Annotated in this window: 19 protein-coding genes; 14 read left to right on the top strand and 5 right to left on the bottom strand. The window is 63.8% G+C overall.

Translation table 11 applies throughout. From position 1 onward, the window contains the following. Positions 1 to 6 precede the first annotated feature (6 nt). Genes NKH29_RS21665 through NKH29_RS21690 form a run of 6 tightly spaced genes read left to right on the top strand, consistent with a single transcriptional unit; the run spans position 7 to position 5,806 of the window. The gene (locus NKH29_RS21665) at positions 7 to 1,149 is read left to right on the top strand and encodes an extracellular solute-binding protein (protein ID WP_352494030.1); all 1,143 of its coding nucleotides are present in this window, start codon (positions 7 to 9) and stop codon (positions 1,147 to 1,149) included. A gap of 22 nt (positions 1,150 to 1,171) precedes the next feature. Further along, entirely contained in the window at positions 1,172 to 2,359 is a 1,188-nt protein-coding gene (locus tag NKH29_RS21670; protein ID WP_352547455.1) for an ABC transporter substrate-binding protein, read from the top strand. A gap of 55 nt (positions 2,360 to 2,414) precedes the next feature. Beyond that, the gene (locus NKH29_RS21675; protein WP_352547454.1) at positions 2,415 to 3,152 is read left to right on the top strand and encodes an ATP-binding cassette domain-containing protein; all 738 of its coding nucleotides are present in this window, start codon (positions 2,415 to 2,417) and stop codon (positions 3,150 to 3,152) included. Further along, positions 3,145 to 3,888: an ATP-binding cassette domain-containing protein gene (locus NKH29_RS21680; RefSeq protein WP_352455286.1), complete on the top strand. Its 744-nt coding sequence runs from the start codon at positions 3,145 to 3,147 to the stop codon at positions 3,886 to 3,888. Before NKH29_RS21675 ends, NKH29_RS21680 begins: the two co-directional genes overlap by 8 nt. Beyond that, the gene (locus tag NKH29_RS21685; protein WP_353000551.1) at positions 3,885 to 4,835 is read left to right on the top strand and encodes an ABC transporter permease; all 951 of its coding nucleotides are present in this window, start codon (positions 3,885 to 3,887) and stop codon (positions 4,833 to 4,835) included. Before NKH29_RS21680 ends, NKH29_RS21685 begins: the two co-directional genes overlap by 4 nt. 5 nt (positions 4,836 to 4,840) lie before the next feature. Next, on the top strand, positions 4,841 to 5,806 hold the full coding sequence (locus NKH29_RS21690) for an ABC transporter permease (RefSeq protein ID WP_352789755.1): 966 nt from the start codon (positions 4,841 to 4,843) through the stop codon (positions 5,804 to 5,806). Between the two features lie 6 nt (positions 5,807 to 5,812). On the opposite strand, the gene NKH29_RS21695 is transcribed toward NKH29_RS21690, so the two are convergent. Beyond that, positions 5,813 to 6,649, bottom strand: a complete 837-nt coding sequence (locus tag NKH29_RS21695; protein ID WP_352789753.1) for an amidohydrolase family protein — start codon at positions 6,647 to 6,649, stop codon at positions 5,813 to 5,815. A 67-nt stretch (positions 6,650 to 6,716) separates the two neighbouring features. Beyond that, the gene (locus tag NKH29_RS21700) at positions 6,717 to 7,505 is read right to left on the bottom strand and encodes an IclR family transcriptional regulator (RefSeq protein WP_352502210.1); all 789 of its coding nucleotides are present in this window, start codon (positions 7,503 to 7,505) and stop codon (positions 6,717 to 6,719) included. A gap of 158 nt (positions 7,506 to 7,663) precedes the next feature. On the opposite strand from NKH29_RS21700, the gene NKH29_RS21705 reads away from it, so the two are divergent. From NKH29_RS21705 to NKH29_RS21740, 8 genes are all read left to right on the top strand, one after another. Then, the gene (locus NKH29_RS21705; RefSeq protein WP_352715849.1) at positions 7,664 to 8,983 is read left to right on the top strand and encodes a type 2 periplasmic-binding domain-containing protein; all 1,320 of its coding nucleotides are present in this window, start codon (positions 7,664 to 7,666) and stop codon (positions 8,981 to 8,983) included. Positions 8,984 to 9,125: 142 nt separating this feature from the next. After that, positions 9,126 to 10,022, top strand: a complete 897-nt coding sequence (locus tag NKH29_RS21710; protein WP_352715852.1) for a carbohydrate ABC transporter permease — start codon at positions 9,126 to 9,128, stop codon at positions 10,020 to 10,022. 2 nt (positions 10,023 to 10,024) lie between these two features. Next, positions 10,025 to 10,891: a carbohydrate ABC transporter permease gene (locus NKH29_RS21715; protein ID WP_352482777.1), complete on the top strand. Its 867-nt coding sequence runs from the start codon at positions 10,025 to 10,027 to the stop codon at positions 10,889 to 10,891. Position 10,892: 1 nt separating this feature from the next. Continuing rightward, on the top strand, positions 10,893 to 11,990 hold the full coding sequence (locus NKH29_RS21720) for an ABC transporter ATP-binding protein (protein ID WP_352789749.1): 1,098 nt from the start codon (positions 10,893 to 10,895) through the stop codon (positions 11,988 to 11,990). A 4-nt stretch (positions 11,991 to 11,994) separates the two neighbouring features. Then, complete coding sequence (locus tag NKH29_RS21725; protein ID WP_352789747.1) at positions 11,995 to 13,107, top strand: mandelate racemase/muconate lactonizing enzyme family protein; 1,113 nt, start codon at positions 11,995 to 11,997, stop codon at positions 13,105 to 13,107. Between the two features lie 9 nt (positions 13,108 to 13,116). Then, positions 13,117 to 13,446, top strand: a complete 330-nt coding sequence (locus tag NKH29_RS21730) for an L-rhamnose mutarotase (RefSeq protein WP_352482780.1) — start codon at positions 13,117 to 13,119, stop codon at positions 13,444 to 13,446. After that, complete coding sequence (locus NKH29_RS21735) at positions 13,439 to 14,515, top strand: Gfo/Idh/MocA family protein (RefSeq protein WP_352482782.1); 1,077 nt, start codon at positions 13,439 to 13,441, stop codon at positions 14,513 to 14,515. Before NKH29_RS21730 ends, NKH29_RS21735 begins: the two co-directional genes overlap by 8 nt. 49 nt (positions 14,516 to 14,564) lie before the next feature. Further along, positions 14,565 to 14,996, top strand: coding sequence for a MaoC/PaaZ C-terminal domain-containing protein (locus NKH29_RS21740; RefSeq protein ID WP_352482890.1), 432 nt, complete (start codon positions 14,565 to 14,567; stop codon positions 14,994 to 14,996). A gap of 239 nt (positions 14,997 to 15,235) precedes the next feature. On the opposite strand, the gene NKH29_RS21745 is transcribed toward NKH29_RS21740, so the two are convergent. Genes NKH29_RS21745 through NKH29_RS21755 form a run of 3 tightly spaced genes read right to left on the bottom strand, consistent with a single transcriptional unit; the run spans position 15,236 to position 17,720 of the window. Continuing rightward, positions 15,236 to 16,192 (bottom strand): C-terminal binding protein, encoded by a 957-nt coding sequence (locus NKH29_RS21745; RefSeq protein WP_352547444.1) that lies wholly within the window; start codon positions 16,190 to 16,192, stop codon positions 15,236 to 15,238. Between the two features lie 12 nt (positions 16,193 to 16,204). Then, positions 16,205 to 16,963 (bottom strand): HpcH/HpaI aldolase family protein, encoded by a 759-nt coding sequence (locus tag NKH29_RS21750; protein ID WP_023716650.1) that lies wholly within the window; start codon positions 16,961 to 16,963, stop codon positions 16,205 to 16,207. Between the two features lie 43 nt (positions 16,964 to 17,006). After that, complete coding sequence (locus NKH29_RS21755) at positions 17,007 to 17,720, bottom strand: hypothetical protein (RefSeq protein ID WP_352789742.1); 714 nt, start codon at positions 17,718 to 17,720, stop codon at positions 17,007 to 17,009. Positions 17,721 to 17,728 lie beyond the last annotated feature (8 nt).

Here is a 17,728-nt window from a genome sequence, read left to right on the forward strand (position 1 = left end):
AAAGGCATGACCTGGAGCCATCCGCGCGGCTATGATCCGATGGTCGCCTGTTCGGCGCTGTGGACGGAACGCACCGGCGTTGCCATCGAATGGGACAAGCGCTCGCTGCAGGATTTCGAATCCTTCCCGGTCGAGGAATTGGCCCGTGCCTATGATCTGATCGTCATCGACCATCCGCATGTCGGCCAGATCACCGCCGAGAATTGTTTGACGCCGCTCGATGCGGCCGGCCGGGACGCCGAACGTGCAGCACTTGCGACGGGCAGCGTCGGCCGGTCCTATCCGAGCTACAACTGGCAAGGCAGGCAGTGGGCGTTTCCGATCGACGCGGCCAGCCAGGTGGAGGCCTGGCGGCCGGACATGCTTTCGGCTGCACCGGCGAACTGGGCCGATGCGCTCGATCTGGCCCGGCAAGGCCACGTGCTGTTGCCGCTCAGGCCGCCGCATGCGCTGATGGTGTTCTACACGCTTGCCGGCAATCTCGGCCGGCCCGCCGGCGAAGGCCCCGGCGACCATGTGGATCCGGCAACGGGCAAGCAGGTTTTCGAGATGATGCGCGAGATCGCGGCCCTCGTCGATCCGGCATGCCTTGGCATGGATCCGATCGCGGTTCTGGAGCAAATGGCCGGATCGGGATCACGGATCGCCTGTGCACCGCTGATCTATGGCTATGTCTCCTATGCCATCGCCGGGTTTCGACCCAACCGCCTGGCTTTCGCGGATATCCCGGCCGCGGGCAATGCCGGCCCCAAAGGCTCGGCGCTCGGCGGGACCGGCATTGCGGTGTCAGCTTTTTCGAAGGCCAGGCAGGCGGCCATCGACTTCGCCTACTGGATCGCCAGCGGTGACGTGCAGCGCGGCCCTTACGCCTCGGCCGGCGGCCAGCCCGGCCATGCGGCAGCCTGGGAGGATGCCGCCGTCAACGCTGCCACCGGCAATTTCTACAAGGACACCCGAGCCACGCTCGAAGGTGCCTGGGTCAGGCCGCGGCACGACGGCTACATGTCCTTCCAGCAGGCGGCGTCAGATCGCATCAATCTCGGCCTGAGCGAAAGGCACAATGCCGCTCGCGTCGTTGCCGATCTCAATCGCCTGTTTCGGGAAAGCCTTTCGACGCAGGTGTCCGGCGTTGCCGGCGGAGGAGCCTGAAAACAACCGAACGGAGGAGAACATGAACAGCCTGATCCGCGGCCTTATGGCCGCAACCGCACTTGCATCGGTCACGACCATAGCCTGCGCTCAAGACGTTTCGGGCGTGATTGCGGGATTGCCGACCGAACTGAAGACGCAATATGACGGCGCGCCTCAGAAGGTGCTGCCGTCGGCCTGGGATAATTTCACGCCGCCGCCAAAGCCGTGGAAATGGTGCCACTCCGAGTCCTATCAGGGCAATCCGTGGCGCGTCACAGTCACCAAGGAGTTGAAGCGGCTGGTCGACGGGCTGATCGCCGACGGGACGGTGGCGAGTTTCGAAGTGTCGGATTCCAACAATGACGCCAGTCAGCAGATCAACCAGATCCGCGCCTTCATCGACAAGAAATGCTCGATCATCACCTCGATCCCCGGCTCGGCGACGGCGTTGGACGATGCCATCGATGCGGCAGCCAAAGCCGGCATCCCGTTCATCACGGCGGCTGGGTCGGTGACCAGCCCGAATGCCATCAATGTCGATTCCAACTATGCCCGCTGGGGCTACGACATGATGACCGCGATCGGCAAGGCAATGCCGGACGGCGGCAGCGTGCTTCTGGTCGAAGGCATCGCCGGCCATCCGATCGTCGTGCAGGAGCGCCAGGGCGGCGACAAGGCGCTGGCCGAAAATTCAAAGCTCAAGGTCTCGCGCAGCGTCAACGGCAACTGGACGGCCAATGTCACCAAGACGGCGGTGCTTCAGGCGATCGCCACCAATCCGGCGCCGATCGATGCGGTGTGGACGACCGGCAGCGAAAGCCGAGTCGTCGCCGAGGCCTTTGCCGAGGCCGGCCGCCCTGCCCCGCTGATCACCGGCTCGATCACCGGCGATGCGCTCGGCTACTGGAAGGCCAATCCCGACAAATACCGCTTCGAAGGCCATGCGGTTCTGCCGCACTGGACGGCCGAGACGCTGTTTCGTGTCGGCGTGCGCATGCTCGACGGACAGAAGCCGAAGCTCAACACGCTGCTGATCCCGATTCCGCCGGTGCACAATGCCGACCTCGGCGCCTGGTACAAGGACTGCATGACGCCGGACGCCGTCTCGATCTTCCCGGTCCCGCCGAAGGATCCGATGCCGGAGGAATGGCTCGATGCCTACTTCGCCAATCCGACACCCACCAAGGGCTGGGATTATTCGAAGGTGCCGGACGCCTGCGCCAAGTAGGATACGAAGGCCGGCTCCGCACCAGCGGTGCCGGCTTTCTCCATCAGGATTGCTCATGCTGGAAGTCCAGGCCATCTCGAAACGCTACGGCGAAACGGTTGCGCTGGCCAATGCCTCCATCGTATTCCGGGCCGGCACGATCCACACCATCCTGGGCGAGAATGGTTCGGGCAAGAGCACGCTGGTCAAGCTGCTGTCGGGAATCGTCCAGCCGGACAGCGGCGCGATCCTGCTCGATGGAGCGCCCTTTACCGGCCCCTCGCCGGCGGTGTTCCAGGGCGCCGGGTTCGCGACCGTGTTCCAGGAAGTGCTGATCGCGCCTGACCGTTCGGTGACGGACAATATCCTGCTCGGCCTCGACGGCTTGCTGGCGCGCACCGTGCCGCGTGCCGAGCGGCGGCAACGCGCGCACGCGGTGCTGAAGCGCTTCGCGGTGACCGAGATCCCGCTCGACCAGTTGGCCGGGCAATTGCCGCTTGCCGTTCAGCAATTGGTAGTGCTCGCCCGCGCCGTGGTCCGCAGCCCGCGCATTCTCATCCTTGACGAGGTTACGGCGGCGCTCGACTTTGCCGATCGCGAGGCGGTCTTTGCCATGATGCGCAAGCTTGCCTCGGAAGGCTGCCTGATCCTGTTCATCACCCATCGCATGGACGAGGTGATGTCGCTTTCGGACCGGATTTCCGTCCTGCGCGGCGGCAGCGTGGTGACGACTGACGAACGCGGCACGTCCACCGCATCCGAACTTCTCAGAGCGATGGCGCCACGCACGGCGGCGGAGCTGGCGCATGGCTGATCGCGCCAGCCTTTCGGTGCGCGGCCTGGTGATCGCGCCGGGCGCAAGCCCCATGACGCAAACCATTGCGCCTGGCGAGATCGTCGGCCTTGCCGGCCTCGACGGCCACGGACAGGAGCGGTTCCTGAAAGTGCTGGCCGGCCTGGAACGCCCGGCCGGCGGCGAGGTGACCGTCGAGGCGCCAACCGGAGCGCGTGCGATCACCAATTTCCGCAAGGCGGTCGCCGGCGGCATCGCCTATTTGCCGCGCGACCGGCGCACCACCGGCATTTTTCCGACCCAATCGGTGCTCGACAATTTTGCCGTCTCGACGCTGTCGCGCGATATGCGTTTCGGCCTGCTCAGCTTCGCCGCGCGGCGGCAGCGCTATGAACGCTACCGGGACAGACTGTCGATCATCGCGCCACGGCCGGACGCGCCGATCACCACGCTTTCCGGCGGCAATCAGCAGAAGGTGCTGCTGGCCCGCGCATTGGCGCTGGAACCGGCAATCCTGCTCCTCAACGATCCGACGCGCGGTGTCGACGTGGCGACGCGCCATGTCCTTTACGATGTGTTTCGTGGACTGGCGGCGGACGGCATGGCTCTGGTCATCCTGTCGAGCGAGATCGAGGAGATCCTCCTGCTTTGCCATCGCGTGCTGGTATTTCGCGAACAGCAGGTCGCGGCCGAAATCACTGGAGACGAAATGAAAAGCGATACGGTGATCGCCGCCATGTTCGGGCGCGCGGCATGAGCGGGTTGCAGCGCATGGCGGCGCGATGGCGCGGCGCTGGCTTTGCGGCAGTGCTGCTGGTGATCCTGATCGCGGTCAATCTTCTGCTCAATCCGGCGCGCTTCCATCCCGCCGCCTGGGGCGCGCTGATCGGGCTCGCCGCACCGCTGATCGGCGCAGCGCTCGCCTCGGCTCCAGTGATCCTCGCCGGGCGCGGCGGCATCGACATTTCCGTCGGGCCATTGATGGGCTTCGTCAATGCGATGGTGATCCAGGTGCTGTTCCTCAGGCTTGGCATGTCTTCGCCGCTGGTCATCGTGCCGGCGGCGCTTTTCATCGGCGCGATCGTCGGCGCCGCCAACGGCTTTCTGGCGACCATCGTCCGCATCCAGCCGATCGTTGCAACGCTCGGCACCTACCTGATCCTCACCGGCGTGACATTGACCATCCTGCCGGCGCCGATCGGCCCGGCGCCGGGCTGGCTGAAGGCAATGGCCGGACCCTGGTCGGCGCTGCCGTTGGCGCTGATCTTCCTGTTCTGGTGGCTCGTGCGGCAGACGCCTTACTACGACCAGCTGATGGCGGTGGGCAGCGACGACCGCGCCGCCTACACGGCCGGCGTTCAAGTCACCAAAGTCCGTTTCATCGCCTATGTCATGACCGGCATTCTCGCCGCGTGCGCGGGCCTGATGCTGACCGCGCTGATCGGTTCGGCCGACCCCAATATCGGGCCAACCTACACGCTGATCGCCATTGCCGCGGTAGCGCTCGGCGGCGTCAGCCTTGCCGGCGGACGCGGCGGGCTCGCCGGGGCTGCGATCGGCGCCATCGACATCTTCCTGCTGCAGAGCGTGCTGACCGCCTTCAACGTCTCCACCTATGTGCTGCAGATCGCCTATGGCGCGATCCTTGTCGTGGCCGTCATCATGACGGCACTGCAGGAGCGGCTCTCGGGGCGGAAAGGCTGAGAAGCATGAGCCGGAACTGGTTCCAATCCACCAATGCCCGCGTCGCCGGTGCTTTTGCTGTCGCTGTCGCCTTGCATCTTCTTGGCACTTTGCTCATTCCGGGCTACTCCCAGCCGTTCGCCATCCGGGCGCTGCTGGTGATTGCCTCGCTGCTGGCGGTGGCATCGATCGGCCAGACGCTCGTCGTCATTCTCGGCGGCATCGATCTGTCGATCCCCTTCATCATCGGCTTTGCCAATGTCGTTGCCGCACAGCTCTACGGCGGCGGCTGGAATTTTGCTCTTGTCTGCGCGGTCGTCGGCGCGCTCGCCTTGCTGATCGGGGCGCTGAACGGCCTGATCTCGCGTGGGCTCGATATCCACCCGCTGATCGTCACGCTCGGCGTCGGCATGATCGTGCAAGGTGCCGTCCTGTTGTGGACCGGCGGCTTTCCATCCGGATCGGCGCCGCAAGTGGTTTCCGCCTTCGTTTCGATCGGCGGTTCGGTCGGACCGCTGCCGGTGCCGGGGCTGGTGCCATGCGTCGCGGTGCTGACCTTGCTGGTGGCGCTGGTGCTGGCGCGCACGCCATACGGGCGCCGTCTCTACGCGCAGGGCAGCAATCCAGGTGCTGCGCCGCTGGCGCTGATCGATCCAGTCCGAATGTGGACCGTCACCTATGCCGCGAGCGCCTTCTTCGCCGCCGCGGCCGGCGTGCTGCTGCTCGGCTTCACCGGCTCTGCCTATGGCGATGTCGGCCAGCCCTATCTGTTCCAGACGATCGCGGCAGTGGTGGTCGGCGGCGCCGCCCTTGTCGGCGGCCGCGGCAGCTATTTCGGCACCATTGCCGGCGTGCTGGTGCTGACGGAGATCAACACGCTGCTGATCGGGCTCGGCTTCCGGCCTTCGACCGTGCAGGCGGCACTTGGCCTGGTCATCGTGCTCCTGGTTTCGCTCTACGGCCGCGAGCGGCACGTGTCGGCGACGATCTGAAGCTGCTTACAAACTCCACAGCCGCTTGGCGTTGCCGGAGAGCAGCTTTTGCCGTTCATCGATGCTGGTGCCGGCAAGCAGCGCGTGCGTTGCCGCAATCCAGGTCGCAAGCCCGCCGCCAAGCGTGCAGACCGGCCAGTCGCTGCCCCAGACGACGCGTTCCCAGCCGAAGCATGCGATGGTGTGCTCGACATAGGAACGCAGCGTATCGACCGTCCAGGATCCGGCATCCGCATAGGCGACCACACCGGAAATTTTGCCGACGACGTTCGGGCGCCGCGCGATCTCCGCCATGTGCTCGCGCCAGGGGTGCTCGGCACCGCCCTTGATGTCGGGCACGCCGCAATGGTCGAGCACGAACTGCACATCCGGCGCGAGATCGGCGAGTGCGATCGCCTTGGGGATCTGGTGCGGCAGAAGGACCAGGTCGAAGGTCAGGCCGCTGCCGGCTAGCCGCTTGATGTTTTCGCGGAACAGCGCGCCTTCCGACAGTTCATCCGGCACGACGTGCAGCACGCGGCGAAAGCCTTTGACGAAAGCATCTGCGCGCTGCGTTTCCAGATAAGCGGCAAAGCCGGGCTCTTCCGGACGGCAGGAGGCAATCGCTCCCCTCAACAAACTGCCCTTTTGCTGCGAGAGCGCTTTGACATGGCCGGTTTCGGCCTCGATGTCGGCTGGATCGACATCGACTTCCATGTGCAGCGCCGCCCCGATGCCGGCGCGACGGGCCTGGACTGCATATTCGTCGTAGGGGAAATCGCGGTTGAGCGCCGGCACGCCGGCCAGCCATGGATAGCGCAGGGCGGACTGGTCGATCAGGTGCAGATGGGTGTCGAAGATCATGGCGGCGCGCTCCTCCTTGGCGACTTCGAGATCATCTCACGGAGAAATTCTTCATTCAAATAAGAATTCATCGCGATTGCTTGACAGTCGATCCCGCCAGTTGCGACAGCTTTTCGGTCGCTGCCAGCAGCAGCTCTATCGTCCTGGTGATGTCGGGCGCCTTGGGTGCGTTGACCAGGGTTATGTAGGGGATCGACAGTGCGGCGATTGCCTTGCCGTCCGAGCCGAGAACGGGTGTCGACAGGTTGAACACGCCGGCCGTCTGCATCGACGCCATCATCTCGTAGCCGCGTTCCCGGATCTGATCGAGGCGAGCGAAAAACTCTGGCGATTGCGGTGGCTTGTCGGTGCTGCGCAGATGTTCGGAAATCATCATCTGCCGCTCTTCCGGCGGGCGGAACGCCAGCAGCACATGGCCGGACCCGGTGTCGAACAGGCTGATATGCGAGCCGACGCGGATGGAGATGCCCCAGTAATCCGGCGCTTCCTGCTGGGCAATGACCACGGCGGAGCCGCGATCGAAGACGACGAGCTGGTTTGCCTGCTGTGTGGTTTCGGCCAGTTCGCGCATCAGCGGCGTCGCATAGGAAACCAGCCGGCGCACCGGCGCGTGCAGCTGCGCCAGGCCAAACAGCTTGAGCGTCAGCGAATAACGGTCGCCATCCGGCCGCGTGACGTAGCCGCGACGCACCAGCCGATCCAGCATGCGGTAGAACTCATTCGGGCTGCGGTCGAGTTTCTTGGCGATTTCCGCCTGCGTCAGGCCGCCGTCGACGCCGGCCAGCAGCTCGAGGATGTCGAGCCCCTTGTCCAGCGCCGGGGCTCGATACCGGTCGTCTTCCTCGTCCTCTGCCATTGCGCCTCTCGAGTGAATTTCACTTTTCATATACGCAACAGCCTTGCTTCCGAAAGAACTTTCGGCTTGACGATCCTATAAATGTTTTGTTTGTATATGAATGAAGCTGCCGATCGACCTCGCTACGCGATCGATGCAGGCTCTTTGGGAGGATACCAATGACGAAACTGTTTTGCGGCCTGTCGGCCGGCGTAACGCTACTCGCGTTTGGTGCTAGTGCTGCCCTTGCTGCCGAACTGCCCGGCAAATTCGACGGCGTCACCATCGACGCCAAGCTGATCGGCGGCCAGCAATATGAAGGGCTCTACGCGCGGATCGGCGAATGGGAAAAACTGACCGGCGCCAAGGTCAACGTGATCTCGAAGAAGAACCACTTCGAGCTCGACAAGGAGATCAAGTCGGACATCGCCTCCGGCAGCATCAACTGGTGCGTCGGCTCGAACCACTCGTCCTTCGCGCCGCAATATCCTGATATCTACACCGACCTGAACAAGCTGCTGCCGAAGGAGGAGATCGACGCCTTCGTGCCGTCGACGATCAAGGCCTCGACGCTCGACGGCAAGCTGGTAATGCTGCCGCGCGCGCAGTTCGATGTCTCGGCGCTCTATTACCAGAAGAGCCTCTATCAGGATGAAGCCAAGAAGGCCGCCTACAAGGCCAAGTACGGCAAGGAACTGACACCGCCCGACACCTGGGACGAGGTCGCCCAGCAGGCGGAATTCTTCGCCAGCCCGCCCGATTTCTATGGCACCCAGTTCGCCGGCAAGGAAGAGGCGATCAACGGCCGTTTTTACGAGATGCTCATCGCCGACGGCGGCGAGTACCTCGACAAGGACGGCAGGCCCGCTTTCAACTCGGAGGCCGGCGTGCACGCGCTCGACTGGTTCGTCAATCTCTACAAGGCCAAGGCGGTGCCGGCCGGCACCACCAACTATCTGTGGGACGATCTCGGCCAGGGTTTTGCCTCGGGCACGGTCGCCATCAACCTCGATTGGCCTGGCTGGGCAGGCTTCTTCAACGATCCGAAGTCGTCGAAGGTCGCCGGCAATGTCGGCGTGAAGGTGGCGCCGAAGGGATCGGCCGGCATTCGCACCGGCTGGTCGGGGCACCACGGGTTTTCGGTCACCGAAAACTGCGCCAGCAAGGAAGCGGCCGCTTCGCTGGTCTGGTTCCTGACCAATGAGGACAGCCAGAAGCTCGAGGCGGCAAGCGGACCTCTGCCGACCCGCACGGCGGTGTGGGACTGGGACATCCAGCAGGCGGCAAACGATCCTTACAAGAAGGAAGTGCTGGCGGCTTTCCAGGAAGAGGCAAAGCACGCTTTCGCCGTGCCGCAGACACCTGAATGGATCGAAATCTCCAACGCCGTCTATCCCGAATTGCAGGCCGCCATCCTTGGCGACAAGACCTCCAAGCAGGCGCTGGACGACGCTGCCGCCAAGGCCACCCAGATCCTCGAGGACGCCGGCAAGCTTTGACCATTCTCCCAAGGGGGCGCCGCGCTCATTGAAGAGCGGCGCCCCCGAACTTTTTTCGAACCATGCGCAACCCGCTTTGTCTTGATCCCAGCTCGCCGATGGCGGGCTTCGGTGTCCGGGCACCAACCAGAACCGGATCGCCATGAAAGGCTGGAGACCCTCGCCACCATTGCTGCTCCTGCTGCCGGCGGTGATCGTGCTGGCGGCCGTGGTGGTGGTGCCGTTGCTGCTGTCGCTCTACTCCAGCTTCACGCCGTTCCGGCTGACCAGGCCTGAGACGTTCTGGGTCTTCATCGGCGCCCGCAACTACGTCACCATCCTGACCAGCCGCGATTTCTGGATCGCCTTTGCCCGTACTGTGGTGCTGCTGACGGTGGCGCTCAACCTGGAAATGCTGATCGGTCTCGGGCTGGCCCTGCTGGTGGAAAAAGCCTCGCGCGGCCAGCGGGTCCTGCGCACCATCATGATGTTTCCGATGATGTTTTCGCCGATCCTCGTCGGCTTCCAGTTCAAATTCATGTTCAACGACAATATCGGCCTGGTGAACAACGCCCTGCAGGCGCTCGGCCTGACCGATCGCGCCATCCCGTGGCTGATCGACGGCAATCTCGCCTTCATCGCCATCCTGACCGCCGAGATCTGGTCGTCGACTTCGGTGTTCGCGATCCTCATCCTAGCCGGGCTGCTGGCGATGCCGCGCGAACCGGTCGAGGCGGCCCGCGTCGACGGCTGCACGCCATGGCAGACATTCCGCTATGTCACCTGGCCCTTCATCATGCCGTTTGCCTTCATCGCCATGACCATCCGCTCGCTCGACGTCGCGCGCGCCTACGACATCGTCAAGATCATGACCGACGGCGGCCCTGCCGGCCGCACCGAGCTGGTCTGGACGCTGGTCGCCCGCACCGCCTATGGCGATGCCAAAATGGGCATGGCCAATGCCATGGCCTATTTCTCGATCCTGCTGTCGATCCTGTTCACCGTCTATTTCTACCGCAAGCTCGCCGCGGCGCGCACGCAGATCGCGGCGGAGTGGTGAGGATGGACCAGAACAGCCTGCATCGCGCCGGCAACAAAGCGCTTCGGATCGTCCATGGCATCGGGCTGTTCCTGGCCATGCTGGTCATCTGCCTGCCCGGCATCTGGATCGTGCTGTCGTCGCTGCGGCCGACTGTCGAGATCATGGCCAAGCCGCCGGTGTGGATTCCGCAGCAACTCTCGCTCGATGCCTACGTCGCCATGTTCAGCGGCGTCGGCAAGGGCGGCATTCCGGTGCTCGACTATTTCCGCAATTCGCTGATCATCTCGGTGACCTCGACGCTGATCGCCATCGCCATCGGCATGGCGGGCGGCTATGCCTTTGCGCGCTATCGCTTCCAAGCCAAGTCGGCGATGTTTCTCGGCCTGATGCTGACGCGCACGGTGCCCGGCATCGCACTGTCCCTGCCGCTGTTCTTCGTCTTTGCGCGGCTCGGCATCATCGACACGCATTTCGGGCTGATCCTGGTCTATGTCGCGCTCAATGTGCCCTTCACCATCTGGCTGATCGACGGCTTTTTCCGCCAGGTACCGAAAGACCTTGCCGAGGCGGCGCAGATCGACGGCTGCACGCGCTGGCAGGCCTTCTGGCAGGTCGAGTTTCCGCTCGCCGGGCCCGGCATCGCCTCGGCCGGAATCTTTGCCTTCCTCACCTCGTGGAACGAGTTCGCGCTGGCCTCGCAGCTGACACGCTCGATTAACTCCAAGACCCTGCCGGTTGGCCTGCTCGACTATACGGCCGAATTCACCATCGACTGGCGCGGCATGTGCGCGCTCGCCGTGGTCATGGTCATACCGGCGCTCACGCTTACCTTCATCGTCCAGAAACACCTCGTCGGCGGCCTCACTTCCGGCGCGGTGAAAGGCTGACATGGCAACCGTATCGCTCAAGAATCTCACCAAAAGCTACGGCCCGGTGGCGGTGGTGCACGGCATCGATCTCGAGGTCGCCGACCGCGAGTTCATCGCGCTGGTCGGGCCGTCCGGTTGCGGCAAGTCGACAACCCTGCGCATGATCGCCGGCCTCGAGGCGATCAGCGACGGCGTCATCGAGATCGGCGGCCGCATGGTCAACGACCTGCCGCCGCGCTCGCGCAACATCTCGATGGTGTTCCAGTCCTACGCGCTCTATCCGCATATGACGGTGCGCGAAAACCTCGGCTTCTCGCTCAAGATCGCCGGCGCCGCGAAAGAAGAAATGGACCGTCGCGTCGCCGAAGCGTCCGGCATTCTCGGCCTCGACCAGTTGCTCGACCGCCGGCCGTCGCAGCTGTCCGGCGGACAGCGCCAGCGCGTGGCCATGGGCCGCGCCATCGTGCGCGATCCCGATGTCTTCCTGTTCGACGAGCCACTTTCCAATCTCGACGCCAAGCTTCGGACGCAGATGCGCACCGAGATCAAGAAGCTGCACGCCAAGGTCAAGTCGACGGTGATCTACGTCACCCATGACCAGGTCGAAGCGATGACATTGGCGGACCGCATCGTCATCATGCGTGACGGTTCTATCGAGCAGGTCGGCACACCCGACGAGGTCTTCCGCCGGCCGCAGACACGCTTCGTCGCGGGCTTCATCGGCTCGCCACCGATGAACCTGCATGAGGCGGTTGTCGACGACGGACAGCTGCTGTTCGCCAGCGGCGAGAAGCTGCCTCTGCCCAGCCAGTTCAAAGCCAATGTCGAAACCGGCGACAAGGTCGTGTTCGGCCTCAGGCCCGACGACATTTATCCGACCGGGCATGGCATCAGCTCCGGCGAAGACGTCGACGTCCACCAGCTGGAGTTGCCGGTGACCGTCACCGAGCCGCTCGGCAACGAGACGCTGGTGTTTGCCGAATTCAACGGCAGCGACTGGGTATCGCGGATGCTCAATCCAAAGCCGCTGAAAGCCGGCGACCGGGTCAAGATGAGCCTGGACCTGTCGCAGGCCCATCTGTTTTCCGCCGAAACAGGCAGGACATTGCGAGGTTAAAATCATGGCAAAGATCGAGAAAATCGAACTGCGGATGGTCGACCTGGTGCCGAAGGTCAAGCGCACCGATGCCATCCAGAGTTTTGTCAGCCAGGAAACACCGATCGTCACCATCACCGACGCCGACGGCGCGGTCGGCACCGGCTACAGCTATACGATCGGCACGGGCGGCTCCTCGGTGATGCGGCTGCTGGCCGACCACCTTGCGCCGCGGCTGATCGGCCGCGACGCCGACATGATCGAGGCGATCTGGCACGAGCTGGAGTTCGCCACCCATGCCACGACGATCGGCGCGATCACGGCAATCGCGCTGGCGGCCATCGACACTGCCCTTTGGGACCTGCGGGCCAAGAAACAGAGGCTGCCGCTGTGGAAGCTTGCCGGCGGCGCCAAGGACCGCTGCCCGCTCTACACGACCGAAGGCGGCTGGCTGCATATCGAAACCGAGGCGCTGGTCGCGGATGCGCTGGCCGCCAAGGCCAAGGGGTTTCGCGGCTCGAAGGTCAAGATCGGCAAGCCGCACGGCTCCGAGGATCTTGCCCGGCTGACGGCGGTGCGCCGGGCGGTTGGAGACTCCTACGAGATCATGACCGACTGCAACCAGGGCTTTTCTGTCGACGAGGCGATCCGCCGGGCCGAACGCCTGCGTGAACTCGACCTCGCCTGGATCGAGGAGCCGTTGCCGGCCGACGACATTGACGGCCATGTACGGCTGTCGAGGGCCACATCGACGCCGATCGCCATCGGCGAGTCGCTCTATTCGATCCGGCATTTCCGCGAATATATGCAAAAGGGCGCGTGTTCGATCGTGCAGGTCGATGTCGGCCGCATCGGCGGCATCACGCCGTGGCTGAAGGTGGCGCATGCAGCCGAGGCGTTCGACATACCGGTCTGCCCGCATTTCCTGATGGAATTGCATGTCAGCCTGACATGCGCCGTTCAGAACGGCAGATATGTCGAGTATATTCCCCAGCTCGACGAGCTGACCGGCAAGAAAATGCGTATCGAGGACGGGCACGCGCTGGCACCGGACGAACCCGGCATCGGCATCGACTGGGACTGGGATGCGATCAAGGCGAAGAGCATCGCGGAATTCACCACGACGATAGCGAAATAGGAGGCGGACATGCAGCGAATCGGAATGGTGCTCGGCCTCAAGCCGGAGAAAGTCGCCGAATATGTGCGGCTTCACGCTGCTGTGTGGCCGGACGTCCTCAAGATGATTTCCGCCTGCAACATCAAGAATTATTCGATCTATCTGAGGGAGCCGGAGCACCTTTTGTTCAGCACCTTCGAGTACCATGGCACCGATTTCGCCGCCGACATGGCCAAGATGGCCGCCGATCCCACGACGCAGGAATGGTGGGCGCTGTGCATGCCGTGCCAGGAGCCGCTGCCGACCCGCAAGGAGGGCGAGTGGTGGGCGTCGATGGACGAAGTTTTCCATTATGACTGATGACATTTTCGATCCTGCCTCGCTTTCCCAGGCCTGGGCACAACCGTCAAAGCCCAGGCCGATCGTGATTTTCGGCGCCGGCTCGATCGTCGGCGATGCGCATTTCCCGGCCTATGGGAAAGCCGGTTTCCCGGTTGCCGGGCTGTTCGACCCCGACCTGGCCAAGGCCGAAAAACTGGCGCAGAAATGGGGCGTCACCGCTTACCGGTCGGTCGAAGAAGCTGCGTCAATAAAGGACGCCGTCTTCGATCTGGCGACACCGCCGGCCTATCATGCCGGCGTGCTCAGGGCGCTGCCCGATGGTGCGGTGGCGCTGATCCAGAAGCCTATGGGGAGCAATCTCACCGAGGCGACTGACATCCTCGAAATCTGCCGCTCCAAAGACCTCAAGGCCGCGGTGAATTTCCAGCTGCGGTTCGCGCCGATGATGCTGGCGCTCAAGGATGCGATCGCCAAGGGCTGGTTGGGCGACGTGGTCGATTTCGACGCATGGCTGGCGCTTGCGACACCCTGGCAGCTCTGGGAATTCCTGTTGCAGGCGCCGCGCGTCGAGATCGCCATGCATTCGATCCATTATCTCGACCTGATCCGGCAATTGCTCGGCGACCCCAAGGGGGTTCACGCCAAGACGCTCGGCCATCCCGGCCATAAGGTTGCGCAAACGCGCACCAGCGCGATCCTCGACTATGGCGACACCGTGCGCTGTGCACTGTCGATCAACCACGATCACAAATTCGGTCGAAAACACCAGGCCTGCGAATTCCGCATCTGCGGCACCGAAGGCGCCGCCTACCTCAAATTGGGCGTCAACCTCGACTATCCGCGCGGCGAGCCGGACATCCTCGAAATCTACCCCAAAGGCGGCAAGGACTGGATTGCGGTTCCACTCGTCGGCGCATGGTTTCCGGACGCCTTTGCCGGCCGCATGGCCAATGTCCAGCGCTACGCGTCGGGCGAGGACGCCGAGCTTGTCAGTTCCGTCGAGGACGGCTGGAACACCATGGCGCTGGTCGAAGCCGCCTACCAATCGAGCGCGGCGCCGGCAACACCGATCGCGGCGAGGCCCTGACTTGGAGCAGACTGTCTATTTCGAGGACTACCAGATCGGCTCGTCGCGCATGACCAGCGGGCGCACCATCACCGAGACCGATTTCGTCGTCCATGCCGGCCATACCGGTGATTTCTTTCCCCATCACATGGACGCCGAGTTCATGAAGACGACGCCGTTCGGCCAGCGCATCGCGCACGGCACGCTGGTCTTTTCGGTCGGCGTCGGGCTGACAGCAAGCGTCGTCAACCCGGTCGCCTTCTCCTATGGCTACGACCGGCTGCGCTTCATCAAGCCGGTGTTCATCGGCGATACGATCAGGACCCGCACCACCATCTCGGCCAAGGAAGACGACCCGAAGCGACCCGATTCAGGCCGGGTCGTGGAACGCTGCGAGGTGATCAACCAGCATGGCAACGTGGTGCTGGTCGCCGACCACATCTACATCGTCGAGCGCCGCAACAAGCCGAGCAGGGCCTCGACGGACGGCGCTGAAACCTGAAACAAAAAAAACCGCCTTGCGGCGGGTCCTCGGTGCGAATCAGCACCATACGTAAATTAGTAGCATAGCTGCCGGCACAAAGCAAGAACAAAATGTGGCGCTGTCGGCAAAAAATGCGAATTCACTTCACCCGTTCCCGTCTTTATCCGCTTGCCGAGGTCGCGCTCAAGGCTGCCTGCCCCGGAACGTTAAGGTGGAACTGTCGGCAGGCAGCGGATGGTGCCGGCATCGGGAATTGGTCACACCCGGTTGACCGGATATACCGCCTTGCCGCCGCGCAGGACCGCTGCGACGTCGGCAAACACCTTGTTGCGAACCTCCGCGTAAGACTGCGTCGAGTAGTGCGCCGCGTGTGGACTGACCAGGACGGTGTCCAGCGCCAGCAGCGGATTGTCGGGCGAAGGCGGCTCCTGCTCGAACGTGTCGATGCCCGCGCCTGCCAGATGGCGACGCCGGATCAGATCCGCCAACGCGACCTCGTCGACGAGGCCGCCGCGGGACACGTTAATGAATATCGCTCCTTCCTTCATCCGCGACAGGGCATCCGCCGACATGATGTTTCTGGTCTCCGGTGTCGCTGGAACGTGCAGCGAGACGATGTCGGCCCTGGCTAGCAGCTCGTCGAAGCCGACCGGTTCGGCACCGCCGGCCGTGATGCGCTCTGCCGGCATATGCGGGTCGTAGGCGATGATATGATAGCCGAAGACCCGCGCCCGCTCGGCAGTCAGGCGCCCGATCTGGCCGAAGCCGATCAGCCCGAGAATCTGCCTGTCCGGCCGCGTGATGCCGGCACCGTCGGTCATCGCCGCCCAGCGGCCGGCGCGCACCGCGCTGTCGAACTGCTTCAGCCTGCGCGCCAAGGCCAGGATCAGGGCCATGGCGTGGGTGCTGACTTCCACCAGATTGGCGTCCGGCACGTAGGTTACCTGAACACCGGCACGGCTAGCGGCCTCGACGTCGATCGAGTCGAGCCCTACGCCGAACCGCCCGATGACCTTGAGGTTCTTCAGTTCCGCCAAAACGCGAGCCGTGATCGGCTCCCGCAATACCATCAATGCGTCGGCGTCGCGGCAGTGTTCGATCAGGGCATCTTCTGTGAGCAGCGTCTTTTCGACAAACTCGGCGCTCAAGCCGTCGAGGTAGCGCAGCTGCTCCTCCTCGACTGACAGCACACCGTCGGTCTTGATGATCTTCATGGCAAACTCTTGCTATGAGGCGCTGCGCGCCGAGGCGACGCCGGCGGCAAGGCCGGCGCCGAGAAACATCGTGTCGCTGGCCAGCATGTAGAAGCTGATGCCGTGCCGCGACCATTTGCCGACATCATCCGCCGAAGGGCGAAAGATGCCGACGGCCTTGCCGGCCGCGCGCGCTACGGCCGCAATCCTGGTAATCGCGGCATTGAGCTTGTCCTGGCCGGCCGGCCCCATGGCGTCGATCGAGACCGACAGGTCGCCGGGGCCAATGAAGACCACGTCGACGCCGTCGACCTGGACGATGTCGTCGATGTTGGCCAGGCCCTCGGCCGTCTCGACCTGGATGGCGACCGTCAGGACCTCGTTGGCCGATTTGAGGTAGTCCGGAATCCTGTAGCCATAACCGGCGGCGCGGCCTGGACCGACACCACGTGCGCCGACCGGCGGGTAACGGCAGGCCATGACCACCATGCGGGCTTGCTCGGCCGTCGAGACGCGGGGTACCAGGACGCCCGACGCGCCGGCGTCGAGCGCGGCCGCCATCCATTCCGGCGTGTGGCCGGGAACGCGCACCATCGCGGGAACCTTGTGGACATCGGCGGCGCGAACCAGATCCTCGAGCCGTTCGCGGCCGATCTGCGAATGCTCCCAGTCGATGCACAGGAAATCGACCCCGCTGGCGGCCGCCACTTCGACCGCCACCGGGTGCGGGATGGCGCAGAACGTGCCGATGAGGCGATCGAGAGAGACACATTTCTTGCGAAAGTCGTACATGAAATCTCCAGAGATTTTTCGGCGTCGGCAAAACCTGTTTGCGCTATGTGGCCCGCGGCAAAGGATGCACGGCTTCCGTCGACATCGGGAAATGCCGGCTGCCGCCTGAAAACGGCGGGAAAGTCTTGTAGTCGGCGCGCATCTCCAGCCGCGCCGGCGACTGCAGGGCGTGCGTCAATGCCGCGGGGCTGTCGAACATGACCCGGTTGCGCTGCATATGGTCGATGCGCGGCCAGGGCAGCGAACCGCACCAATCCAGTCGCGACAGAACCTCGATGTGGCGAATGCCGGGGAAGCCCCGCATCAATTGCGGATGATGCGTCACATAGTGGTAGAGCCAGACATTCATGTCTTCGGCCGGCCCGGGATAGTGGACAAGATAGCTGCAGGGGAGCCCCGACGTCTTGACGCCAGCGTCGTCGACGGGAAACGGACGCACGCACATAGCCTGTTGCGTCGGCCTCGAACCAGCGACGCTCGACAGCATACGCGGTGCTGCAAGCGCCTGCAGATGGCCGGACGGCGCCAGCGCCGCCTCCATGTCCGCCAATTCGTCGAAATAGAGCTGGAAGCCAAAGACCGGCGGTGGGCCATCCTTGTTGAACATGTCCGTCGCCACTTCGGGCAGATAGATGTTTGCAAGCGCAAGGCCCGGCGTCGATGCAATCACCCGCCGCACGGCATCAACGTCTTCACCGGTGATGGCCAAATTTGCCTCGCGGTCATAATGGAAGAAAGCAAGATAGGCAAAGCGCATTTGGACAC

Origin of the sequence: Mesorhizobium sp. M1295, from assembly GCF_040318135.1 — a bacterium.
In the GTDB taxonomy this organism is placed as follows: Bacteria; Pseudomonadota; Alphaproteobacteria; order Rhizobiales; family Rhizobiaceae; genus Mesorhizobium.